Annotated in this window: 22 protein-coding genes; 15 read left to right on the forward strand and 7 right to left on the reverse strand. The window is 63.6% G+C overall.

Annotated elements, in window-relative coordinates; all coding sequences use genetic code 11:
* Positions 1-1,272, forward strand: a 1,272-nt coding sequence (locus tag U742_RS0121220) for a hypothetical protein (RefSeq protein ID WP_248310332.1), incomplete at its 5' end; no start/stop codon positions are given.
* Here the strand turns inward: U742_RS0121220 and U742_RS0121225 are convergent.
* Together U742_RS0121225 and U742_RS0121230 are read right to left on the reverse strand one after the other, a co-directional pair.
* On the reverse strand, positions 1,269-3,377 hold the full coding sequence (locus U742_RS0121225; RefSeq protein ID WP_029356747.1) for a DUF3363 domain-containing protein: 2,109 nt from the start codon (positions 3,375-3,377) through the stop codon (positions 1,269-1,271). The genes U742_RS0121220 and U742_RS0121225 overlap by 4 nt on opposite strands.
* A 650-nt stretch (positions 3,378-4,027) precedes the next feature.
* A complete protein-coding gene (locus U742_RS0121230) occupies positions 4,028-4,216 on the reverse strand; it encodes a ribbon-helix-helix protein, CopG family (protein ID WP_029356749.1) in 189 nt (62 codons plus the stop codon).
* 132 nt (positions 4,217-4,348) lie between these two features.
* Here U742_RS0121230 and U742_RS0121235 point away from each other — a divergent pair, with 132 nt between their 5' ends.
* The 5 genes from U742_RS0121235 to U742_RS0121250 all read left to right on the forward strand — a co-directional run bounded on the left by U742_RS0121235 (position 4,349) and on the right by U742_RS0121250 (position 8,446).
* Positions 4,349-5,008, forward strand: a complete 660-nt coding sequence (locus tag U742_RS0121235; RefSeq protein ID WP_029356751.1) for a hypothetical protein — start codon at positions 4,349-4,351, stop codon at positions 5,006-5,008.
* 74 nt (positions 5,009-5,082) lie between these two features.
* Entirely contained in the window at positions 5,083-5,325 is a 243-nt protein-coding gene (locus U742_RS0121240) for a helix-turn-helix domain-containing protein (protein ID WP_282568336.1), read from the forward strand.
* A gap of 1 nt (position 5,326) precedes the next feature.
* Complete coding sequence (locus U742_RS0121245; RefSeq protein WP_248310454.1) at positions 5,327-6,583, forward strand: abortive infection family protein; 1,257 nt, start codon at positions 5,327-5,329, stop codon at positions 6,581-6,583.
* On the forward strand, positions 6,537-7,013 hold the full coding sequence (locus tag U742_RS23310; RefSeq protein WP_156034300.1) for a hypothetical protein: 477 nt from the start codon (positions 6,537-6,539) through the stop codon (positions 7,011-7,013). The genes U742_RS0121245 and U742_RS23310 overlap by 47 nt, the downstream gene beginning before the upstream one ends.
* Entirely contained in the window at positions 7,010-8,446 is a 1,437-nt protein-coding gene (locus U742_RS0121250; protein WP_197028310.1) for an ImmA/IrrE family metallo-endopeptidase, read from the forward strand. Before U742_RS23310 ends, U742_RS0121250 begins: the two co-directional genes overlap by 4 nt.
* A gap of 233 nt (positions 8,447-8,679) precedes the next feature.
* Here the strand turns inward: U742_RS0121250 and U742_RS22310 are convergent, their stop codons facing one another.
* Genes U742_RS22310 through U742_RS22705 form a run of 3 tightly spaced genes read right to left on the reverse strand, consistent with a single transcriptional unit; the run spans position 8,680 to position 12,331 of the window.
* Positions 8,680-9,792, reverse strand: coding sequence for a nucleotide kinase domain-containing protein (locus U742_RS22310; protein ID WP_038362400.1), 1,113 nt, complete (start codon positions 9,790-9,792; stop codon positions 8,680-8,682).
* The gene (locus U742_RS0121260; protein WP_029356761.1) at positions 9,789-10,739 is read right to left on the reverse strand and encodes a TylF/MycF/NovP-related O-methyltransferase; all 951 of its coding nucleotides are present in this window, start codon (positions 10,737-10,739) and stop codon (positions 9,789-9,791) included. The genes U742_RS22310 and U742_RS0121260 overlap by 4 nt, the downstream gene beginning before the upstream one ends.
* The gene (locus U742_RS22705) at positions 10,736-12,331 is read right to left on the reverse strand and encodes a thymidylate synthase (protein WP_081853144.1); all 1,596 of its coding nucleotides are present in this window, start codon (positions 12,329-12,331) and stop codon (positions 10,736-10,738) included. Before U742_RS22705 ends, U742_RS0121260 begins: the two co-directional genes overlap by 4 nt.
* Before the next feature lie 76 nt (positions 12,332-12,407).
* Here U742_RS22705 and U742_RS0121270 point away from each other — a divergent pair, with 76 nt between their 5' ends.
* On the forward strand, positions 12,408-12,842 hold the full coding sequence (locus tag U742_RS0121270; RefSeq protein ID WP_156034301.1) for a hypothetical protein: 435 nt from the start codon (positions 12,408-12,410) through the stop codon (positions 12,840-12,842).
* Between the two features lie 6 nt (positions 12,843-12,848).
* Positions 12,849-13,457, forward strand: a complete 609-nt coding sequence (locus U742_RS23315) for an Nmad2 family putative nucleotide modification protein (protein WP_156034302.1) — start codon at positions 12,849-12,851, stop codon at positions 13,455-13,457.
* A 437-nt stretch (positions 13,458-13,894) separates the two neighbouring features.
* Here the strand turns inward: U742_RS23315 and U742_RS0121275 are convergent, their stop codons facing one another.
* Positions 13,895-14,836 (reverse strand): LysR family transcriptional regulator, encoded by a 942-nt coding sequence (locus U742_RS0121275; RefSeq protein ID WP_051661405.1) that lies wholly within the window; start codon positions 14,834-14,836, stop codon positions 13,895-13,897.
* A gap of 106 nt (positions 14,837-14,942) precedes the next feature.
* On the opposite strand from U742_RS0121275, the gene U742_RS0121280 reads away from it, so the two are divergent.
* The 7 genes from U742_RS0121280 to hisD all read left to right on the forward strand — a co-directional run bounded on the left by U742_RS0121280 (position 14,943) and on the right by hisD (position 22,005).
* Positions 14,943-15,965, forward strand: coding sequence for a D-cysteate sulfo-lyase (locus U742_RS0121280; RefSeq protein ID WP_029356767.1), 1,023 nt, complete (start codon positions 14,943-14,945; stop codon positions 15,963-15,965).
* Between the two features lie 3 nt (positions 15,966-15,968).
* Positions 15,969-17,207, forward strand: coding sequence for a DegT/DnrJ/EryC1/StrS family aminotransferase (locus U742_RS0121285; protein ID WP_038362405.1), 1,239 nt, complete (start codon positions 15,969-15,971; stop codon positions 17,205-17,207).
* Positions 17,207-17,962, forward strand: coding sequence for a cysteate racemase (locus U742_RS0121290; RefSeq protein ID WP_282568337.1), 756 nt, complete (start codon positions 17,207-17,209; stop codon positions 17,960-17,962). Before U742_RS0121285 ends, U742_RS0121290 begins: the two co-directional genes overlap by 1 nt.
* 6 nt (positions 17,963-17,968) lie before the next feature.
* Positions 17,969-18,961 (forward strand): taurine ABC transporter substrate-binding protein, encoded by a 993-nt coding sequence (tauA, locus tag U742_RS0121295; protein ID WP_029356772.1) that lies wholly within the window; start codon positions 17,969-17,971, stop codon positions 18,959-18,961.
* 67 nt (positions 18,962-19,028) lie between these two features.
* A complete protein-coding gene (locus U742_RS0121300) occupies positions 19,029-19,817 on the forward strand; it encodes a taurine ABC transporter ATP-binding protein (protein WP_029356773.1) in 789 nt (262 codons plus the stop codon).
* Positions 19,814-20,686: an ABC transporter permease subunit gene (locus U742_RS0121305; protein ID WP_029356775.1), complete on the forward strand. Its 873-nt coding sequence runs from the start codon at positions 19,814-19,816 to the stop codon at positions 20,684-20,686. The genes U742_RS0121300 and U742_RS0121305 overlap by 4 nt, the downstream gene beginning before the upstream one ends.
* An 8-nt stretch (positions 20,687-20,694) precedes the next feature.
* Positions 20,695-22,005 carry a histidinol dehydrogenase gene (gene hisD, locus U742_RS0121310; protein ID WP_029356778.1) on the forward strand — a complete coding sequence of 437 codons (1,311 nt, stop codon included), beginning with the start codon at positions 20,695-20,697 and terminating at the stop codon, positions 22,003-22,005.
* 90 nt (positions 22,006-22,095) lie between these two features.
* Here the strand turns inward: hisD and U742_RS23320 are convergent, their stop codons facing one another.
* On the reverse strand, positions 22,096-22,446 hold the full coding sequence (locus tag U742_RS23320) for an aminotransferase class I/II-fold pyridoxal phosphate-dependent enzyme (protein ID WP_156034306.1): 351 nt from the start codon (positions 22,444-22,446) through the stop codon (positions 22,096-22,098).
* Positions 22,447-22,484 lie beyond the last annotated feature (38 nt).

Raw genomic sequence — 22,484 nt, forward strand, 5'->3', positions numbered from 1 at the left:
TCGCATATCCGCATGATTGCCCATATCACCCGCCGCGAGATGTACGATCTCGTTTGGGCCGAGCCGCTTGACGCCGTCGCCGGCAAGCTCGGCCTTTCGCATTGGCGACTGCGGGACTTATGCGTCCAGCATCGCGTGCCGCTGCCGACGGCGGCCTATTGGCGAGACAAGGCGGCCGGCAAGAACCCGAGGCAGACGATCTTTGCCTCCTCGGCCGATCCTGCTGTCGAACTCATCAGCCTCGATCCGACGAGCCCGTCAGATCCCGTCATCGAGGAGCGCCTCGAACGGGGGCGCAAGGCAGCGATCGCACCGCGCCGGCTGATGAAGCCACGAGAGCCGAACACACGGACGATCGAGTGGAGCCGGATCGACAAACCCCACACGGCCGTATCGCTGACCGCCCATACGCTGCGCCGGGCCAAGCCGGATCATGACGGCATCATCGCGATTAGCGGGGAAGGCCTGCTGTCTATGCGACTGGGAGCCGGTTCGGTCGAGAGGGCGATCTTCATTCTCGACAGCATCGCGCGCGGGATGGAGGCGCGGGAAATTTCCTGCACCCTCGCGGGCAAGCACGTCGAAGTTCGCCGGGGCGTCGACAAGGTGCCCTTCATCCTGGCGGAGACGATAAAGCGCCGAAAGCACGATCCGACGGTCAATGAGTTGAAGGCAGAGGAGCGCTATCGGCGCTCGGCTCGCTACCGTGATTGGGATTTCACCTACGAACGCCAATATCCCGAGTTCGATTATATCCCGACCGGTGAGCTGACGATCTCCATTGAAGCCTGGAGCATGGACCAGCGCCGACGCAACTGGCGGGACAACAGCCGTGCGACCCTGGAAGCCCAACTCGACTCTATCATCGAGGAACTCCATGGCTGGATCGATTACCGGCGTGATGACCGCCTCAAAGATGAGCGCAACGCACGCCTCCGCCGCCGCGCGGAGGAAAACCGGACGCGGACAGAGGCGCGCACGAAGCGCGAGGAGGAACGCGACGAACTGCTCGACGAGATCGTCGAGATGGGCCGCAAGGCCGAACAACTGCGCTCCTGGATCGCGTGGGCGGCGAATATCGAGGATGCCGAGACGCGGCGCATGCTGAGTTGGGCGCGCCAGCGCCTTAGCGAACTGGAGCGTGCGCTCGATCCCGCCTCGTTTGGCGATTGGCTGCGCGAGCGCACGCTGTTCCCGGAAGTCGATAAGTTCGCGCCTCTGCCGGCCGATCCCGATCTGGAGACGCCACCGCCGCAGGTTAGCCCGACTTAAAGCCCCAGCCCTCGATTACGGCCGAGGCTCCACTCGACCCCGCCATCGCGGGAGACGCCGGAGATGTGCCGGCCGATCTGCCTCTCCAGCACGGGCTGCCACGGCACGAGCTGGAATCCGAGACCGTCGTCGATCATGGCGAAGCGCCCGCTGACCAGATTGACTGAGCCGGCGAGCCGGCCGGACACATACTCGCCCGGTTGGCTCGGGGTGTAGGCAAGGCCGCGCTCCGCCGCCATGGCCCGGCCAACGCGCTCCACCTCGACCGCTTCAAGTCGGACGAGGATGTCGCGCGGCGCACGGACGTTGCCGTTCTCCAGCCGCACGGCATGGCCCTGGTCGACGAGGCTCTGGCGGCGGCGCTCCAAGGCGTCGCTCACCTCACGGCCAAAGCCGACGTCGGATAGCTCGGTGCGCTGGCGGGAGGCTAGTTCCCGATCGAGCCAAGTGGCGCCATCACTGGCGACCTGCTGGTCAAGATCGAAGGTGGAGAGCGTGCGGACCGCGAAGTCCTTCCGCCCGGTTCGCGCATCGTGGGCGATGCCGCGCTCGGGGAGATCGTCCGGGATCTTCCAGCGATCCGCGTCGATGCGCTCGACATGGCCGGCGCGGCGCAGGGCTTCCAGCCGGCGTACATGGGCGCGGATGAACGCGTCCGGATCGCCGCGCTGCTGCTCGATCGTCGGGCGTGCGAGTTCCAAATGCTCGCTCGGCCGATAGATGCCGCCGCTCCTCTCACCCATGGTGGCGATGTTGAGGTCCGCCGGGCGTGGATCGGACTTTGTCGGCAGCGGGTCGAGCGCGACGATATGGCCGCGCTTTATGTCCTCCAGTCGGGAGGCGTCGCTGGTCTCGACATGATGGGTGCGTCCGTCCACGCCATCGATGACCAGATAGAACCGCTCGCCCATCTCATCGCCCGCCAATCCCTTGTCGAGCACGCGGCCGATGAGGGCATGCGAGATGCGGCTGCCATGAGTGACGTATTGCGCGGCGCCGCGCTTCTCCGCGAGCCCGTGATCGGCCAGTGCGCGATGCATGGTGCGCAGGATGTCCTCGCGCTCGCCCATCGCGCGGAGCGTGCTTTCGGCCCGCTCCGCGATGCTCCAGCGTCCCGGCTCGATCTCCTCGGCGATGCCGAAGCTCTCCAGCCTCTTCACCCGGTCGATGAGCACATGTCGGTTGGTCCGCACGAGATAACTCTCGCCAGCGTCCGGCCGGAGATCGAGGATGCCGTGTTCACGCTGCTCGGCGATCATCATCCGGTCAAGCCGAGTGAGACGGTCGGCGTCCACCTCGTGGCGCAGCTTGTTCTGCAGCTCGACCTCGGTCTGCGGGCCGAGCTCCAGCGTCATCAGCTCGCTCGCCCGGTGGCGGATGCCATGGGCGATGTAGTCACCGGCGATGTTGAGGATGCGGCCATCATTGAGCACGCCGCGCACGAGAACATGGCTGTGCGGGTGGCCGGTGTTGTGATGATCGACGGCGATCCAGTCGAGCTTGGTCCCGAGGTCATTCTCCATGTGCTGCATCAGGTCACGGGTGAAGCGCTTCAGGTCGCCGAGCTCGGCGGCATCCTCCGGCGCGACGATGAAGCGGAACTGGTGACGATCCTCACCACTCCGCTCGACGAAGGCCCTGGTGTCGACCTCGTCACCAAGCGCCGAGTAGGCGCGCCCCTTCTCGCCGTCGCGGGTCACACCGTCGCGTTCGAGATAGCGCAGATGAGCCCCTACCGCGCCAACCGAGACCGCGCCGCGCATCTTCGGGCCGCGCGCGCTCTTCCCCTTCCCGGCAAGCTTCACCACCCGCGCCTTGACCACGACGCGGCGGGAGCGGAACCGGCCTGAGGAACCCGACTGCCACCCACCACTGTCACGCGGCAGCGACGCCATCACCTTGGCGCCACGTCCCCGCGCATTGAACCGACCGCTGCCGCGTCCTTCACGGGCGAAGACACCACCCGACCGAGCGCCGCCACTGGCCTGGCGCGCGGCGATCAGCGCCTGCTGGACGAAGGGCAGCTCGTGGGTCTTCAGCCGCGTCCCCCGGCTTCGCGGCCGGCCCGGCTTGATGCGGAAATCATCCTCGTCATGGCGTGCCATGGCCATATGGTTTGGCTGCGATTGCGAGGCCCGCAAGTCGAAAATCATCCAATCAAAGTATAGCGTGGAAAAGTCGGTTCGGGCGCAGGGCCGGCGGAGCGCACATTGCGCATGCACACGAAAATCGGAAACATATCAGATATTTGAAAGGTAGCCGCGCAGATTCGCACCTTCCGCCAGGTAGCTTAGAGCCGTTTTCCGGAACGGAAAACAACGTGCAGACAGCTCCTTAAGGGCACCGCCCGCGCGGATTGAAAATCCGCTTTATCTTGCCATCAATTTCCTAAGCCTCACTGTCTATCATCTAATTCTGGCAACATCCGCCAAATATACTATCAGATAATGACCGAAAAGGCCATATTCTGGCCAGCGGGAGCCGCTGACACGCTGCCGGCGCCGAGGCTACCACGACCGCCGCAGGACGCGAGATCAGCGACGCGGTGGATTAGCGGTCAAACGCCGTCCAAGCAGCAGCCCAACCAGCGTCGAGTCTGCACTGGTGATGTCAATGGATGTCCATCGCCGTTCAGAAACCTTGCAGAGAAACTGCCGCCGATCCGCACAGAGGCCGACGTTTCTGTGAACATGAGCAGCAATGCACGGAAGCTGGACGTGCTAGCGGTTGATCGTAGAAGTCGCCGATCTCGGTATCATTTGCCGCGCTTAGGCTGGGCGACCTCTTCCGATGTTTTGGCGACGGAGATGCCGCGACGCTCGGCGTATTCGAGCAAGGCAACTTCAATCAAAGCCGTAATGGATCGCCGCTCGGCGTCAGCGAGCTGGCGCGCCAGCGCGAGTACGTCAGCATCAATGCGGGTAGTGAAGGGCTGTTTCGTCATCGGCCTTATTGCTTGCGATCCAGCGTAGTTCGAGGCAGAGTCATGCACGTGCATTGCACGTACAGCGGCCGGGGTGAGTGCGCGAACACCCAACCCGGCCTGACCACAACCAAGCTGTTTGGAGCTCGGATCATGGCTGATTCTGAGATTAGCACGAGTCTGTCCCGGCCATCCCGGAGGGACGTTCTCTCTGCCGCCCTGCTGGCGATCGGCGGCACTTCCTTTAACAATGCGCCTGCAGCCGCGCGGCAGGATGGCAGCACGCCGGATGCCGCCATCCTCGCGTGGCAGTCGTGGCGCGCTGCGCATCGACGCACGCTCGCTCTGTGCCGGAAGCAGCAGCGATTGGAATCCGAACTCGCGCGGACGATCGGCTTTCCGCAGGCGGTTTTTGCTGCAGCCGAGTTGCCGTCCCCAGTGCGGATCAGCTCTCTGAGGCAGTTGGATGAGCTTGCGGCCGATCTGCCGTCGCTGTGCATGCGGCGCGCCGAAGTCGCTGCAGTGCTGCGCGCGCATCAGCAGCGCTGGGACGACGCGGATCGCGTCATCGGCTACTCCGTCGCTCGGCAGCAAGAGGAGGCGGCTTCCGCCGATGAAGAGTGTCTGGTCGCGAGACTCTTTGCGGCAGACGCGACGTCCCTACGCGGTCTGGCCGCGAAGCTCGACGTGCTGATCGCCGTCGGCGCTGATGGCGCAGAAGGGCGGCATTTCCCGTGGCCGGAGCTGCGACGCATCCGCAGGGATGTTGCGCGCTTGGTTCCGTTGAGCTCCCTCATGACCGAACTCATTTGAGAACTCGGCACTGTTCGGCTCACCACCCGCATCACTAGCCTGCTGAGTGCATTTGCCACCGCGGTGCGGCCGGATTGAAGGACCACGACCGGCGGATGCTCGCGCGCTCGTTGCTGGCCCGCAAACTCGAAGGCCGGCGCTCGACCTCGCTATTGGCGGATCTCATGGAGTTCATGCTGAGCCCGCCGGTCGCCTCGGCCGGGATGATCGCGGCGAAGCTGAAGATCACACAGCGCGCTGCGCAGGACCTATTGGCACATCTCGGTCTGCGGGAAGCGATCGGGAGGGGCAGTTTCAGGGCATGGGAAATCCTGTAGAATGATTACCACGACAGTCTCATCAATGGGTTTTCCAGCTCTCCTGATGCCCGCCGCTGTTCCCCCAAGCCTGATTAAGGAGCTTCGCCAGTTGCTCGCCTCGGCCATCGCCGACGCCAAGGCCTATGATGTGCCCGGCCTTTGCCGCAGGCTGAGCCTCCGCGAAGGAGATGAGCAAGAGGCATTCGCGAGCAAATTCAAATACGCCCATCGTCGGCTGATGGATGTGGATGCCGAACAGGTACTCGCGAGCGCGCGACAGCTTGTCGACGAGGAAGAACATTTTGAAGTGAGCGAGCAACTGGCCCTGATCGACGAGCGGTCAGGACCGGCGGTCACGACGCTGACGCGCCGACGCTTGATCGCTCTTTTCGAGAGAACTCCTCTGGCGCGCGATATCGACGAAATGGAAGTCGTCCGGGGCGTCTGGCCGATCGGGCATCTCCCTGCACCGGCAGGAAATGAGGAGCTGACGCTGGAGGGCTATCTCCTGCGCGGGGCCTTCTTGAACGATGGACTGAGGCCGGCGGATCTCGAGACGCTCGGCCTTTTGCGGTGTTCGCGATCGTTGTTGTTTCGATTTCTTGAAGCTGTCACCGCGCCAGAAGCCCGCGCAGGCCCAGAGCAAATCGATCTGGCGGAAAGGATCGACGGCTTGCTGAAGCAGGATGGCTTCACCTTGACCGTAGCGGGCATGATGTCGGGAAGCCCGTTCTACCGTGTACGACCTGTGCCGATCGGATCGCCGGCCGATGCGAGCATTTCGGCCGTATTAGCCGCGTTCGATCCGAGTCAGGTGCACGGACGTTGGACGACGGCCATGGAGCGGCGCGCCTCAGAGCCCGAGGGGGCGATCACATTGGCCCGTACGCTGCTCGAAGATGTCTGCAAGTGGATTCTCGATCAGGCCGGCGAGACGTGGCAGGAGGCCGACGATCTACCGGCGCTGTATCGCCGGCTCGCGAAAGTCCTAAAGCTTGCTCCAGACGATCATACGGAACAGGTGTTCAAGCAAATCCTCGGAAGCTGCCAATCCGTCGTCGAGTCCCTGGGGGCGCTGCGCAATAAGCTCGGTGATGCGCATAGTCCCGGTCCGAAACGCGCGCGGCCCCAGCCGCGACACGCCGAGCTTGCCGTCAATTTGGCCGGCACGATGGCGACTTTCCTGGTAGCGACCTGGGAGGCGCGACAAGGTGAACGCGGCGCCAAGCGTGGCGATCTTCCCGTATTTAAGACCGCTGAAAGGCGTGAAGGCTGAAGATATGGTGAGGGAAGCGGAGACGAAGCAACCAAAGCGCGTCTACGACAAAGGTGAACGGCGTCACAAGCACGTCGGCAAAGGTGCTCATCCCACTATCGAATTCGACGACAGCCAGCCCAAAAAATGGGTTGGGAAATGTCCGTCGACCTTGTCGGAAGTGGAGCGTTCAGAGCTTCTCAACAAGGCAATCGCGGCGCCCAATGGCGACCGCGATCTGCCATTTCCTAAGAAGGTTTATGTGGTTCACAATGGTGCAATCTACGAAGCTCAGACCAGCGATCACGGTCGGAGCTATCATGGATATCCATATAAAGGTAAATTGTCCACGAGCATATTGAGTAAGCTCACAGCGATGGCCGGAAAAGATGGATGCTCTGATTTATTTGATAAATGGGTCGACGATCATATCGAACGGCATGGCGCGTGAACCAGGTGATGCAGAATCTGAAATTCATAGTAGAATGGTCGAAGCCAGTCGCCGGAACACCTCCGGTGACGACGGCTCGACTATCGGTGCGGATCGGTGATCGAACGATTTGGCCGACTGAGGGCGCTGACAATGTAAGTCTCGAGATCCAGGTCGACGACCTCCTCTCGCATCTCACTGAATTTTGGAAGCCACTGCTCCTACGTCAGACCTATCCGACAGCGACACAGCCTGATCGGCCGGCACTCCTGCGATCGCAAGCCGAGAGACGCTGGGCTGACGCGCCAGCCTCGACTGTAGAGCGCGAAGACGACCTAATCACCGCCTTTGAAGAAGCTCACAATCTGGCGCATGCTTTCGCAGGCATGTTCGACTTGCCGCCGCTTTGGTTCGTCCGACAGGGCGACAGGATGCTGGTTGACAATAGGTCAATGCTTAGGAGCGTCGCGTTCGATGATGCACGAGCAGCTTTTGACCAGGTGGGCGAGGAGATTGCGTCGCATCTCATCAAGCATGATCGCGAACGCTGGTCAGGCTTGTTCAGAGCTTGGCAGGAGCGGGATAGTGGCGATCCTGCCGTTCTCCTAGCCTGGGCCGCCAGTCTCGACCGCGGTATCGCGCAGGAATTTCTGAACGAGCAGGTCCTGCAGCCACCTCAGAGCGTGTCGGATGCGGCCAATGACAATGACGAGCTGCGCATAGCCGCGCGAATGGCGAGTGCTTTGCCGCAAGAACAGATCCGTCAGATCGTTGAACTCGTTCAGCGGTTTGAGAAACACGACGCGAAGCCATTGGATGAGCTTGGCGCGGAAGTTCGAGACTACATCGCCCGGTCTTTCGCCAAGCTTCGTCCCTTCGAGCAGGGCGAAGCAGCGGCGAATTTCATTCGCGGTCGCCTTCAGCTGAGCCAGCAGGTGGCGGTGGATATCTTCAAAGCCGTCCAATGCCTTGGCGTATCCGTGCATCTGGAGAGGGTGGTGCCGTCGACACTATTCGCCCTGGCCGCGTGGGGACAACGCCATGGCCCGTCGGTGCTTCTGAACGAGGCGGCGTTGCACGGCACGGTAGGAGCAGAGGTTCATGAAAACTCGTTCGCGCGTGTGACGCTCGCGCATGAGCTTTGCCATTTGCTCCTGGATAAGGAGCACACGCTCACGGCGGTAGAAATCCTCCACAGCCGTATGCCTCTCGATATTGAGCGTAGAGCCAAGGCCTTTGCGGGCGAACTCCTGCTTCCAAGCACTACAGCCTTCGAGAAGTGGCGCGAGGCAAAGGGGCCTCGTTCGACCCGAGAGCTGGAAGACCTCGTTGGCAGGCTGTGTCGCGACTATGGCGTGACAAAGAATGTCGCGGCTTGGAAGCTCGAGCACGGGCTTGCTCGGGAGGACATCGACATCAGTGTTCTCCTCGACGCCGTTGCTCCCAACCGTTAACGGCCGAGAGCGTTCGGCTGTCGGCCTGCTGGCGATGTGGTTTGAACCGCCCCGGCTTTGCCGAGGCCCCAACTCCTGAGGATGGGGCGATAACCAGCAAGACGACGAACAAATTCTCGCCCGAGGTGCGCGAGCGGGGGGGCGCGACTGGTACTGGAGAACGGGACTGAACACCCCTCCCGTTTAGTTGGGGCAATGTCAGGGCGGACCGACTTCGTCTGACATCCGATCTATCAACCGAACAAATCGCCGACGGCGAGCTCATCCCGACGAGATCCGGCGGCGCTCACCTTGCGCTTCTGGCCTTTCACGTTTGCGCTGGTATCAGCGCCGATGTATCGGGCAGCCGGGAGAAGTGGGGCAGCGTCCAAATGCCACTTGGGCGGGAAGAACAGCCGGATAACCTCCCGGGAGGCTGCATATCGCGCCTTGATGCGGCTGCGCGCACTTGTAAGCTCGGGTACCGCCTCACGACAATACTTATCGAGCTCGCAGAACAGTCCCTGGCAATCAATCCCGTGCAGCGAACGGCCGAAAAGGCCATGAAACGGCAAATTCAGGCGACTGAACTCTTCCTCCTGCCGATCGACCATCCAGAGGATGGCATCCGCCGGGGCGTAGTCGCCAAGGGTCGTGAAGGCCTTCTTTAGCCCTCTTAGAGCGCCGGGGCCAGCCTGAGTGTAGTCGTTCTCGCTAAAGTTGACGAGGTCGGAGTAGTTGAGATCGATGGCGGTCTGATAGGCCATGAAAGGACCCATCAGTGGGAACCTCTGCAGCAGTTCGACGACATCCTGCAGGGACGGCGCCTGGAGGACTCGCTCGGCACACGCCTTCTCGATAAACATGTGCTTGAATAAGGCCACATGGTTGCGGTGCTTCTCGTCGAAGCCGAAGGCCTTGTTGGCACAGAGAATGAAAGCACCGGTGTAAAGGCCGCCATTGCGGGCCTTGACCGCATCCAGCGCTCGCTCGAACGCCCCGGAGCGCAGGTGCTCTAATCGCGGCGCACCGCCCAGAATCGCGGTGACTCCGCGCCAGGTGTCGATATTGCTGAAGGTCCGGAAGGCGACAATTTGGAAAATGCGGTCGCGTGGCGTGGTCTCGCCATCGGTTCCGTACGCGACGTCGCGGATCATGTATTGCGACACCCGGTCGGCAGCACGAAACACATTGCAGAACTTGAAGGTCCTCAGGATTGGATCGGGGGACCAAGGCCAGCTCTGCCCAGCGAGTCGGGCTTCGAAGGCAGCCTGTCGCTTAGAGGCAAAGGCCCAGTACAACTCGTACACACCGCGGCGCATCTGAGGGGCCGCACGACGCACATAGTGAAATTGGACCGTGTTCATGTTTGCCTCAAAAACACACCTGTTCCATGGAGATTAAAATATCGTTCGTCAGCGGCGAGCGCTTTTGCGGCTATTCTTTCACCAATTGTGTCGACATGCCGATCGTGACCTGTCCAGTGATCAAACACGATCGCGCCTCCGACCAACGTCCGCTCTGCTATGACACGGATGATGGCCTGCGCGGACGTGAAGTTGTCGGTATCCACGAAAGAAAGCACCAGGTTGTCCCCAGCGAGTTTGGAGACGGTCGCCACGACGTCGCCCTCAACGATCTCGACGTTCCGGCTAGCGAAGGTCCGGCGGACCATATTCACATCGAGATAGACGCAGTCCGGATGCGCGTACATGTCGAGCGGGCTCCGTCGCGGCGGAAACCCGTCGAATGTGTCGAAGCCATAAACCTTCCAATCCGCCCCCAGCGCCTCAATGAAGCGCGATATCAGCATGGTCGTTCCGCCCTTGAACATGCCGAACTCTGCTACCACGCCCTTGAGCCCGCGGCGGTGGGCGTTTGCCAGGCACTGGTAGATGTGCACCAAGCAGTGGCGATAGCCATTTGCAAACGAGGGGATGAATAGGTCCCGCCGTATCCGGTCGAAGGTCGGGTCTTGGAACTCAAAATGGCCAAAGCCGCCAATCAGGATCCTGGTAGCAGGTGTGACCATCTGCGCGACCCGCTCAAGGAGAGGCTCCTTGCCGGCATCTTCTGCGATCACCACGATATCGACAGGCTGCGTCGCCAGCTCGCCAAGGGGGCGCACGACAGCTCCGCTCGCATCCGCATAGATGCCGACAAGCGTGGCGGCGCCGACGCTGAACACCGGATGCGCCGCAAGGTCAATGGCGGCGCCGGACCAACCAACGATAGCAATCCGGCCGCCGGGGGGCCGGGTTGTGACTTCCGCTTCGAGCTTGGCCTTCAGTTTGAGGAGGTCATCGGGGTTCATGCGGATCCCGCCTGTAGAAAGAGGGTCACAGCCGGGCGATCATTGTGCACCAGCAGCGCGAGAAGTTCGGCGGCGTGCCCCACAAGGGCCCTTGCCAGATCGAGCCGCTCAGGTGCGCTTGCTCCGGCTTCCGAAGCTTTCCAGGCCGCGTCGAAGGCGGCAACGATATCTTTTACAACCGCAGGAACATCGCGGTCGCCGGGAGCGAGGCTACACCGGTCTAACAGGACATCGAAATTGGCCTCGTGGTCGCTCAAGGGCGTCGGTGCGTCCGGGTCCAGCAGGGTGCCGGGTTCGAGCTGTTCGGCGAGGAAGAGGCAGTATTTCTCGGCGTAAACGAGGAGATCGATCGCCGTATCGAGCGCCGTTTCTCCGGTCATCTGCGACGCCGTTACCACCAGCGTATCTAGCCGGTCTACCTTACGCGCTATGTTCGGCAGGATGCTCACGAGTTCGCCACGCCGCTTCCAAGCGCCGCCGTAGGCACGGTCTTTATCACGATGGAGCTGTTTGACGGCAGCAACGAGCTCCGTCACCGGGTCCGCCTTACGCAGATCAGCCGCTGCGAAATAGGCGGCAATCTCGGGCTGGGCGATTTTCTGGAGCAGGCCAGGATAGGTCCGGCCTAGCCGTTCATAGAGGGCTGCGACGTAATCACAGGCGGGAAGAGCTGCTAGTTGCGCCCGCACCCCTTGCTCGCCCCACCGTTCATGCGCCCAACGCAGATGGACAATGTTGAGGAAGCTGTCGAACAGCGGGTCGCCGGTGGAACCATGCCCTCCCAGGGGACGCTCTGGCTCGCCGCGTATGGCGGCCTCAAGCGCGAACCATCGCTCCAGCCGCGTCGCGAAATTCTCCCACGGCGTCGCGAAGGACGTCCGGTTTATACCAAAATCATATGGCGAGAGGCCATGATAGCCTTCGACCATGTCGGACGCCGGGTCATAGTGCTCCGCGTACAGATGGAACGAGGCGGCATAGAACTCCAGGTGTCCGATCTCGACACCGATCCAGAACGCCATAATCTCCTGCAACACGCTCCACTCGAAGGCGTTGATCCCCGACAGCCCCCACCAGATATCGTTGCTGCGCAGCGCCACACTCAGATGGAGTTGGTCCTCTCGGACGAGCCAGCTCAGCCAATTGTTGCAGGGAATGTCCTTCGAAGGCTCGAAATCCTTGGCAGGATCAAACAGCATCATGACTGCTTGCCGGGTGGTCCTGTCCGCCTGGAGCAGTTTTCTGACGGCGTCCACTTGGTCAACACCGCTCCAGCTGCGCAGGCGCGGGCCGTATGCTCCGCGCCACGTTGTGCCGTCATCGGAGAATGAAGGCGCCCGCGGAAGATAGTCGCACAGCCAAGTGATGTCGTTCCGTCCCGCCAGGACCCACATCGTCTCCGCGCATTGTGCGAATACGCTGTGTCCACGACTAGGTAGGAATACGTAGCGCTCATACGGGCGCTCTATTCTTGTGGCGCGCGCTATAAGCTCTGTCGTTTCCTTCTCGCGAACGACGACCTTTTTATTCCCCGCCAGAACGTCTCGGACGCTGAAAACGGTGGCCGCGCTGATATTTCGGTATACTGGCATACCAGACTCGCGGATTTACGGTCGTTTGAATTATGGAATACAATGCAGAGAATCAATTTCGACTATGAGGGAGATTATGACGGACCTCCTTAAAGTAAAGTCATACGTTTGCCCTGTCCCGGGCCGGAAGGCCGAGGTCGACGCGATCAAACAGATGGTCATGACCGCGGGTGGGAGCCCCATCTGTGCCAATGAGCAGGATCTTAGCAACGCGCACGCATGCATTGATCAGTGCGACGTTATGTTCATTCTCATCTGCACCGAAACGCTGGCCCCTGCCTATCAAGACCTCATCGCTTACGCGAGCCGCGTGGGTAAAAGAGTGATCGGCATCTGGCCCGAGGGCGCTGCTGTTGAAGATGTTCCCGGAATGCTCGGGCAGGAAGGCGACGGCGCTATTCCCATGACCGCGGAGAAGATCAAAGACGTCATTATGGAAGGGGAAGGCGTGTGGGAATTGCCGGGTGGCGTCACTCGGCCGCTGCAAAAGACGCCACGACATAAAGGCTAACACGCCATGAAACTGTTCTCTTATGTGGTGCGCTGGGATCATGGTTTTGCACCCAATCCGTTTCATGGCGTCTGCAGCCTAGCGACCTGCAAACCAGGCATTCGCAATACTGCCGCCATCGGCGATTGGGTTCTCGGTACCGGGCCGAGCAGGCGCCATTACCAAGACAAAGCGATCTTCCTGATGAAGGTGACCGAGATCACCACCTTTGACGGCTATTGGAACGACTCGCGTTTTCTCGCCAAGCGTCCAGTACTCAACGGCAGCTTCAAGGTTCGATTCGGCGATAACATCTATCATCGCTCGGCCAATGGCGCGTGGATTCAGGAGGACTCCCGACACAGTCAGTTGAACGCCGTCGAAAATGCGAAGAACCTCAAACGAGATACCGGACTCACTGACAAGGTGCTGCTTTCGACCGAGTTCATCTATTGGGGTGATCAGGCGCCCACCATTCCGCCAGCTTTTGCGGCTTTTCATACCGGCAGGCCAAGTTATCAGTACAACTACCCACCATCTGCCGTACAAGCATTTCTCGCCTGGGCCCAAAGTTCTGGAGAGAGCGGCCGGATCGGGACTCCTCTTGAATGGAACTGGGCGAAATACTGGCGTTGAGCATCTCGCGTGGGGCAAGGAGAACATGGCATGTTTGCTCAGAGCCATTTGCGCTTTATGCTTTCGGAGGCTTCTACGCCCCAGCGCGCCGATCATGGCTTCGAGCGCCCGCTCGCCACGAACGCAGTCTGGTAGGCGGCGAGTTTACTCGGGACGCGATCGGTTTAGAGGTAGGCTAGCGTTTGCCTGGATCGCTCGTGCCGGCGCAATTGGGACCGGGTCCTATGCCAGTCACCATCAGCCGATTTGAAGTCGCGCCCTAGAGAGCCGCAGCGAAAACGTAGTTCTCACTTTCGTCCACGTCGGCGCGCCAATTTTCTTAATGAAAATAAGTACTTAATAGATTTGTTATGGGTCTGGCAGCCAATTGCCGCGACAATTGCAACCCTATTGCACCAGTTGGCCGAAAGGCTGCAGTTTCGAATGGGCGGTCACGTTTAAGCTGGGCCCACAGTCGGCGCCCCATTAATTTCGTTGATAGCTTTCGTCGGTGCGCGCAACTTTTCCCACACGACGGTTTCGGCGTCAGTAGCTTGTCCGGCAAGCCGCACCGCCGTCACGTTCAGGTCGCAACGCGGCAGGCTGACCGAGAGATCGGCAAGGTCGCCGGCCTCGATTCGCGTGCGCGCCAGCGAGGTTGGCACCCAAGCGACACCGATGCCTCCGGCGGCGAGCTCAAGGGCCGCCAGCGTAAGGGCCGTTTCCACCATCGGGATCATCCGCGTCGCGCCACGGATTTCCGGCAGCACGAAGTGGTCGAGCACCTCACCGAGAAAGACATCCGGCGGATAGGCGATGAAGGGCAGCTCGCCATGCGCGAAGCGCTCGTTCAGGCGTCCGGCCTGCGCGCGCGCGAAGACCGGGACGAGCTGGTCCCGGCCGATGTCGAGCGTCTCGATATAGGTGGCGGCGATAGGATGCTCCTCGCCGACCACGCGATAGACCACCGCGATGTCCGCTTGCCTCGACAGCAGAAGGGCGAAGCACTCGTCGAGATTGGCCGAGCGCAGCTTGAGGAAGATCTCCTTGTTCTCGGCCTGGATGGTGTCGATGAAGCGTGGCGCCCAGGAGGCCGTCAGCGCATGCTGGCTGGCGAGCACCAGCCGGTTGCCCGCCGTGCGGTCGCCGCGGCGCAGGTCGTCCGTGAGCTGACGCAGCGTGCGGGCAAGACGGGCGATCTGGTCGCGCTGCTCGGCCGTCGTCGGGCGAAGCTGCACGGGCTTGCGTGACCGGTCGAAGAGCGCCACGCCGACATAGTCCTCGATGTGCTGCACCCGCCGGGAAAAAGCCGACTGGGTCAGATGCCGCCGTTCGGCCGCCTCGCTGAACGAGCCGGTCTCGGCGACGGCGAGAATGTCCTCCAGCCACTCGAGCCTCATGCACGCCCCTCAATATGCACTTTTTGCATCTTATGTGAAAAATTTCGAATTTGAACTCGAAATCGCTATTTGCAACCATCGAATTACGCAAGTTGAGGATTGTTCAATGCATCTGGCCCGCTTCCCCCGCATCCGTCTCGCACATCTCCCGACACCGCTGGAGCGGCTCGATCGGCTGAGCCGGGAACTGGGCGGCCCCGAGATCTGGATCAAGCGGGACGACTGCACGGGCCTGTCGACCGGCGGCAACAAGACCCGCAAGCTGGAATTCCTCATGGCGGAGGCGCTCGCCGAAGGCGCCGGCATGGTCATGACCCAGGGCGCCACGCAGTCGAACCACGCGCGCCAGACCGCCGCCTTCGCCGCCAAGCTCGGACTTTCCTGCCATCTGCTCCTGGAGGATCGGACCGGTTCCAACGATCCCAACTACAACGCGAACGGCAATGTGCTGCTCGACCACCTCCATGGCGCGACGACCGAGAAGCGCCCCGGCGGGCTCGACATGAATGCCGAGATGGAGAAGGTCGCAGAGCAGAAGCGGGCCGAGGGACGCAAGGTCTACACGATCCCCGGCGGCGGATCGAACCCGACCGGGGCGCTCGGCTACGTCAACTGCGCCATGGAACTCATCGGGCAGGCCAACGATATCGGCCTCGTCATCGACCATCTGGTGACCGCCACGGGCAGCGCCGGCACGCAGGCCGGCCTCATCGCCGGCCTGAAGGCGATCAATGCCGGCGTTCCCCTGCTCGGTATCGGCGTTCGCGCGCCCAAGACGAAGCAGGAGGAAAGCGTCTTCGCCCTAGCCGAACGCACCGCGGCCAAGCTGGGCTGCCCCGGCGTGGTCCAGCGCGACGACGTCGTGGCGGACAGCAACTATGTGGGCCGCGGCTACGGCATTCCAGGTGCGGACACGCTGGAAGCCATCCGCATGTTCGCCGAGCTCGAGGGCATCCTTCTCGACCCGGTCTATTCGGGAAAGGGCGCCGCCGGCCTGATCGATTATGTGCGCAAGGGCATCTTCCGGAAGGGCGAGCGCATCGTCTTCCTGCATACGGGCGGCTCGGCCGCGCTCTTCGGCTACGATGCCTACTTCGCCGATGGCCAGCCCGCGACCGCGACCGCCTGAGCCATGAGCGCGCCCCGCTTCACCGGAAGCTTCACCCAGCAATTGCCGATTCCGGACGACGCCATCGCCGCCGCCGTGGCGGTGATGCGGTCCGGACGGCTGCACCGCTACAACGTGATCCCGGGCGAGACGTCCGAGGTCGCGCGGCTGGAGGAAGCTTTCGCCCGGTGGCAGGGCGCGCGCTATTGTCTGGCTCTCGCCTCCGGCGGGCAGGCGCTGCAGATCGCGCTGCGCGCCGTCGGGGTGGTCGCGGGCGAGGCGGTGCTGACCAACGCCTTCACGCTGGCGCCGGTGCCGGGGGCGATCGCCGCCGTCGGCGCCAGGCCGGTGCTGGTCGAGACCACGGACGATCTCGTCATCGATCTCGACGACCTCGCCGCCAAGGCCGCCGGCTCCGGCGCACGGGTCCTGCTGCTGTCGCATATGCGCGGGCATATCGGCGACATGGAGCGTCTCTCCGCCCTCGCCCGCGCGGCGGGCCTCGTCGTCGTAGAGGACTGCGCACACACCATGGGCGCGCGCTGGAACGGGCGCCGGTCCGGCTCCCATGGTATCGCCGCCTGCTTCAGCACCCAGACCTACAAGCACCTCAACTCGGGTGAAGGCGGCCTGCTGACCTCCGACGATGCCGGGCTCATGGCGCGCGCCGTCCTGCTGTCCGGCTCCTACATGCTCTATGAGCGCCATGGCGCCGCGCCGGCCCCCGAGATATTCGAGGGCATACGCCTCGACGTTCCCAACATGTCGGCGCGGATGGACAATGTCCGCGCGGCGATGCTGCTGCCCCAGCTCGCCCGCATCGAGGCCAGCCTGCAGGCGTGGAACGAGCGCCATGACCGCATCGCGGCGCGGCTCGCCACGCATCCGGCGATCCGCCTGCCGGCGCGCCCGCCGCAGGAGCATTATGTCGGCTCCTCGATCCAGTTCCGCGTGCCGAACCTGCCCGCCCGCGCCGCGCTGGACGTCCCGCGCGCGGCAGCGGAGCGCGGCGTCGAGCTCAAATGGTTCGGCGCGGCGGAGCCGGCCGGCTTCACCTCGGCACACCGCAACTGGTGCTATGTCGCGCCGCACGAACTGCCGCAGACCGACCGGGTGCTCGCCACGCTTTTCGACATGCGCATTCCGCTGACCTTCAGCCTCGCCGATTGCGACCTGATCGCGACCCATATCCTCGCGGCGCTGGACGAGACCCTGCCGGCCGGAAGCCTCTCGCCCGAGGCGGCGATGGTGGAGAGCTGCTGATGCGGCGGGTCGGGATACTCGGGGGAATGGGGCCGCAGGCGACCGTCCTGCTGATGCAGAAGGTGATCACGGCGGTGCCGGCGACGGATGATCGCGACCATGTCCCGCTGATCGTCGACCAGAACCCGCAGGTGCCCTCGCGGATCGCCCGGCTGATCGAGGGCACCGGAGAGGATCCGGCGCCGGTGCTGGCCGACATGGCGCGGCGGCTGGAGCGGGCTGGCGCGCAGGCGCTGGCCATGCCGTGCAACACGGCCCATCACTTCGCCGACGCGATCGCCGGCGCGGTGGACATCCCCCTTCTCGACATGACCGAGCTGGCAGTCGCGCGCGCCCTTCGGCTCGCGGGGACCACGAGGCGGATCGGCATACTGGCCTCGCCGGCGGTGCGCCGCATCGGCCTGTTCGACGGCAAGCTCGCGCGGGCGGGGCTAACGGCGGTGTATCCCGCCGACGAGGACGCCCTGCTCGGGGCCATCCGGCGCATCAAGGCGCAGGGTGTCGATGCCTCCTCCCGTGAGGCCTTCCACCGCGCCTCGGCGGAACTGCTGGCGGGCGGGGTGAGCGCGCAGATGGTCGCCTGCACCGAGTTCTCCTTGGTGGCCGACAGCCATGCCGAGGGCGCGGCGGCCTTCGACACTCTCGACGTTCTGGCCGAGGCCATCGTCGATTTCTCTCTGGTGCGGAACCCGCACGGAACCGAAACGGGCCGAAGAGAGCCCGCAACCCAACAACAGAACCTTTCAGAGGAGTAACGTGAGATGAAGAAGACGTTGCGAGGCCTGATAGCCGGCACGGCTGCCCTCGCTCTTTCCGCCGGATCCGCCTTCGCGGAAAAGATCGTGATCGGCCATTTCGGCAATCCGACGCCGATGCAGATCGCGCGAGCCGAAGGCCTGTTCGAGAAGGCGACCGGCTGGGACATCGAATGGCGCAAATTCGCCTCGGGTGCCGAGATCATCGCCGCCATGGCGTCGGGTGACGTCAAGATCTCCGAACTCGGCTCGTCCCCGACGACGATCGCCATGAGCCAGGGCGTGGACATGCAGATGTTCATGCTCGCCATCGTGATCGGCAAGGCCGAGAGCCTCGTCGCGCGGGATGGTTCCGGCGTTTCCAACGTTGCCGACCTGAAGGGCAAGCGGGTGGCCGTGCCGATCGGCTCCACCGCTCACTTCTCGCTGATGGGCGCTCTCCAGCATGAGAAGGTGCCGGTGAGCGAGGTCAAGATCATGGGCATGCCCCCGGATCAGATCGCCGCTGCATGGGAGCAGGGTGCCATCGACGCCGCCTTCGTCTGGGAGCCGGCGCAGAGCCGCATCCTCAAGACCGGCAAGCGCATTCTCGGCGCCGACACGACCGCCGCTTGGGGGTTCCCGACCTTTGACGGCTGGGTAGTGAATAAAGAATTCGCCGCCTCGCATGCCAAGGAAATGGCTGCGTTCGCCAAGGTTGCGGACGAAGCCAATGCGGCCTACCTCGCCAACCCGGCCGCCTGGACCCCGACAAGCCCGCAGGTGCTCACCATCGCCAAGATGACGGGCGCTTCGCCCGAGGAGATTCCGGACTCAATGAAGGGCTACACCTTTGTGCCACTCGCCGAACAGCTCAGCGACAAGTGGCTGGGCAGCGCGCCGGCGACACTGAAGGCAACCGCCGAATTTCTCAAGGCGGCCGGCCGGATCGAGAAGGTGGCCGACAGCTACGCGCCTTTCGTGAATACTTCGATCGCCAAGGCTGCCGTCGGCAAGTGAAACGCGGCACTCAAGCGGTGGGCGGGCCAGTCGGCGCCGCCCACCGACGCTGTATCGGAGTATGACCATGGCGCTCATCGTCGACGACGTGTCGGTCGTCTACCCCGCCGCGAACGGCCGTCCCCCGGTGGAGGCGCTGCGCAGGATCGATCTCACGATCGGCAGCAGCGACTTCGTGGTGGCGCTCGGTGCGTCCGGCTGCGGCAAGTCCACCCTGCTCAACCTGCTCGCCGGCTTCCTGTCGCCAACCTCCGGCACGATCCGGCTGGGGGGCGTCCCGGTGAGCGGACCGGGGGCCGACCGCTCCGTTGTGTTCCAGAAGCACGCACTGATGCCCTGGCTGAACGTCATCGACAACGTGGCCTTCGGGTTGCAGATGCAGGGCGTCGGCCGGCAGGAACGCTACGCGACGGCGGAGAGGTTCATCGCCCTTTTGGGGCTCGACGGCTTCCAGACCTCGCCGGTCTACCAGCTTTCCGGCGGCATGCAGCAGCGCGTCGGCATCGCCCGCGCGCTCACCTGCGACCCGCGCGTGCTGCTGATGGACGAGCCACTGGGCGCCCTGGACGCGCTCACGCGCGAGAAGGCGCAGCAACTGATCCTGCGCGTGTGGGACAGCACGCACAAGGCGGTCTTCTTCATCACCCATGACGTGGAGGAGGCGCTCTTCATGGGCACGCGGCTGATCGTGATGTCACCGCGTCCGGGACGCATCGCCCACCGCTTCGACCTTCCCTTCTCCCGCCGCTTCCTCGACGGCGTGCCAGCGCGCGAGGTCAAGGCCTCGCCCGATTTCATCGCTCTGCGCGAACAGGTGCTGGGCATCATCTTTGCCGACGAGGAGGAGGCGGCATGAACACCTCCGCCGAAGCCAAGCGACGCACGCCGCCGACCCGCCGGTTCGCCGCGCTGCGCAGGAGCCGGTCGGCGAAGCCCGGACAGGCCTATGGCGTGCCGGGGCAGGGTGACACGCTGTGGCTTTCTTTCGCGTCCGTCGTGGTGCTCATCTTCGCCTGGTGGCTCGTCACCACCATGGGTTGGGTCAAGCCGCTCTTCCTGCCCTCGCCCGGCGCGGTGGCGCAGAAATTCCTGGACGTTGCACGCGACGGCTTCACCAACACGCCATTCTGGCAGCACATCGCGATTTCCGCCGCCCGCGTGTTCGGGGCCTTCCTGCTCGCCTGCGTGGTCGGCATTCCGCTCGGCCTCGCCATGGGCATGAGCCCCGCGATCCGCGGCCTTCTCGACCCGCCGATCGAATTCTACCGGCCGATTCCGCCGCTCGCCTATCTGCCGCTGATGATCATCTGGTTCGGCATCGGCGAGTTGTCGAAGGTCCTGCTCATCTTCCTCAGCGTCTTCGCGCCGGTGGCGCTCGGCGCACGGGCGGGCGTGAAGTCGGCGGCGATCGAACAGATCCACGCCGCCTACTCCTTCGGCGCCTCGCGCTGGAAGGTGCTGTGCCACGTCATCCTGCCGGCCTCGCTGCCGGAAATCCTCACCGCGATGCGGATCGGCATCGGCTTCGGCTGGACCACGCTGGTCGCCGCCGAGATGATCGCGGCCACCGAGGGGCTCGGCTACATGGTGCTGTCCGCCAGCCAGTTCCTGCAGACCTCTACCGTCATCATGGGCATCGTCGTCATCGCGGCGATCGCCTACCTCTTCGACATGCTGATGCGCCTGATCGAGCGCAGGATTGTGCCCTGGAAGGGCAAGATGTGAGCCTCGCGATGACCGTGACCTATCTGAAGAAGGCCGTCCGTACCGCCCATTCCGACGAGGGCGATGTCCGCGAGGCGGTCGCGAGGATGCTCGCCACCATCGACGCCGAGGGCGAGGACGCGGTGCGCCGCCTCGCCCGGCAGTTCGACCGCTGGGAGGGCGAGATCGTCCTTTCGGATGCGGCGCGGCAGGCGGCGATCGCCACCGTGCCCGAGAGGACGAAGGACGACATCCGCTTTGCCTATGGCAACATCCGCCGCTTCGCCGAGGCCCAGAAGGCGACCGTGCTCGATTGCAGCATCGAGGTGATTCCCGGCCTCATGGCGGGGCAGAAGCAGATTCCGGTGGAAGCCGTCGGCTGCTACGTGCCGGGAGGGCGCTACGCGCACATCGCCAGCGCCATCATGACCATCACCACCGCGCGCGTGGCGGGCGTGCGCCATGTCACCGCCTGCTCCCCGCCGCGTCCGGGGCAGGGCATCCCCCCGGAAATCGTCTTCGCCATGGATCTGTGCGGGGCGGACGCGATCCTCAATCTCGGCGGCGTGCAGGGCGTGGCGGCGATGGCCAACGGCCTCTTCGGGCTGCCCAAGGCGGACGTACTGGCCGGGCCGGGCAACCAGTATGTGGCCGAGGCCAAGCGCATCCTCTATGGCCGCGTCGGCATCGACATGTTCGCCGGGCCGACCGACAGCATGATCCTCGCCGACGTGACCGCGGATGCCGACTTCGTCGCCAGCGACCTCATCGGCCAGGCCGAGCACGGCTACAATTCGCCGGTATGGCTGGTCACGACGTCACCTTCGCTCGCCGAGGCGGTGCTGGCCCGCGTCCCGGCGGTCATCGAGGCGCTGCCGGAGCCGAACCGCTCCAACGCGCGGACGGCGTGGACGGACTACGCCGAGGTGATCCTGTGCGAGGATGCCGAGGAGATGGCGGGCGTCGCCGACCGCTACGCGCCCGAGCATCTGCACGTCCAGGCCGCCGAGCTCGACTGGTGGCTCGGCCGGCTGCGCGCCTATGGCTCGCTGTTCCTCGGCGAGGAGACGACGGTCGCCTTCGGCGACAAGACGTCCGGCCCCAACCACGTGCTGCCGACCTCCGGAGCGGCGCGCTACACGGGCGGGCTCTCCGTGCACAAGTTCATGAAGACGGTGACGTGGCAGCACGCAACCCGCGCGGCAGCCCGCGACCTTGCCCTGGTCACTGCCCGCATCTCTCGCAAGGAGGGCATGGAAGGCCACGCTCGCACCGCGGACATACGCCTAGCACGCTTCTTTCCCGATGAGACGTTCGACCTCGCGCCGGCAGATGAGTGACCGGCAGTGGCCGGGATTCCGACCTCCTGCTGCGCGGTGAAGCGGAAGCCTTGGTTGATGCCAGGGCATGGCAACCGACTTCCGGGTCGGCTACCATGCGTTTCTCCGTAAACAGCGAGAATTTGGCGTCGGCCGGGAACTCAGATTGCCAGCGCACGGACCGCCTCTTCGATGCGCGAGTCCAGCTTCCAGTTTCGTCATCGACGCCGCAAAGGAGAGGCGGAAATAGGGTGACAGGCCGAAGGCCGAGCCCGGCACCACCGCGAAGCGTGCAGCGTTGAGGAGGTATCGACAGAAGTCCGCATCGCTGGTGATCACCGTTCCATCCGGAAAGCGGCGGCCGAGCACGCCGGAGCAATCAACGAAGCAGTAATAGGCGCCCTGCGGAGGCAGACAGCTCAATCCCGCGATGCCGGCGAGGCCTGCCGCGGCACGATGCAGTCGGCTTCACTGCTTGAATCAGCGCTCGCGATGCCAGC

The sequence above is a fragment of the Allobosea sp. 117 genome, from assembly GCF_000702305.1.
Classification (GTDB): domain Bacteria; phylum Pseudomonadota; class Alphaproteobacteria; order Rhizobiales; family Xanthobacteraceae; genus Ancylobacter.

Bases quoted from the DNA above. Each gene is read 5' to 3' on its own strand.
- U742_RS0121280 (WP_029356767.1), top strand. From the start codon at position 14,943: ATGCATCTGGCCCGCTTCCCCCGCATCCGTCTCGCACATCTCCCGACA.
- U742_RS0121305 (WP_029356775.1), top strand. From the start codon at position 19,814: ATGAACACCTCCGCCGAAGCCAAGCGACGCACGCCGCCGACCCGCCGG.
- U742_RS22310 (WP_038362400.1), bottom strand. From the start codon at position 9,792: ATGAACACGGTCCAATTTCACTATGTGCGTCGTGCGGCCCCTCAGATG.
- U742_RS0121300 (WP_029356773.1), top strand. From the start codon at position 19,029: ATGGCGCTCATCGTCGACGACGTGTCGGTCGTCTACCCCGCCGCGAAC.
- U742_RS0121225 (WP_029356747.1), bottom strand. From the start codon at position 3,377: ATGGCACGCCATGACGAGGATGATTTCCGCATCAAGCCGGGCCGGCCG.
- U742_RS0121260 (WP_029356761.1), bottom strand. From the start codon at position 10,739: ATGAACCCCGATGACCTCCTCAAACTGAAGGCCAAGCTCGAAGCGGAA.
- U742_RS0121290 (WP_282568337.1), top strand. From the start codon at position 17,207: ATGCGGCGGGTCGGGATACTCGGGGGAATGGGGCCGCAGGCGACCGTC.
- U742_RS0121245 (WP_248310454.1), top strand. From the start codon at position 5,327: ATGATTACCACGACAGTCTCATCAATGGGTTTTCCAGCTCTCCTGATG.
- U742_RS0121230 (WP_029356749.1), bottom strand. From the start codon at position 4,216: ATGACGAAACAGCCCTTCACTACCCGCATTGATGCTGACGTACTCGCG.
- U742_RS23315 (WP_156034302.1), top strand. From the start codon at position 12,849: ATGAAACTGTTCTCTTATGTGGTGCGCTGGGATCATGGTTTTGCACCC.
- U742_RS0121275 (WP_051661405.1), bottom strand. From the start codon at position 14,836: ATGAGGCTCGAGTGGCTGGAGGACATTCTCGCCGTCGCCGAGACCGGC.
- U742_RS0121270 (WP_156034301.1), top strand. From the start codon at position 12,408: ATGACGGACCTCCTTAAAGTAAAGTCATACGTTTGCCCTGTCCCGGGC.
- hisD (WP_029356778.1), top strand. From the start codon at position 20,695: ATGACCGTGACCTATCTGAAGAAGGCCGTCCGTACCGCCCATTCCGAC.
- U742_RS0121235 (WP_029356751.1), top strand. From the start codon at position 4,349: ATGGCTGATTCTGAGATTAGCACGAGTCTGTCCCGGCCATCCCGGAGG.
- tauA (WP_029356772.1), top strand. From the start codon at position 17,969: ATGAAGAAGACGTTGCGAGGCCTGATAGCCGGCACGGCTGCCCTCGCT.
- U742_RS22705 (WP_081853144.1), bottom strand. From the start codon at position 12,331: ATGCCAGTATACCGAAATATCAGCGCGGCCACCGTTTTCAGCGTCCGA.
- U742_RS0121285 (WP_038362405.1), top strand. From the start codon at position 15,969: ATGAGCGCGCCCCGCTTCACCGGAAGCTTCACCCAGCAATTGCCGATT.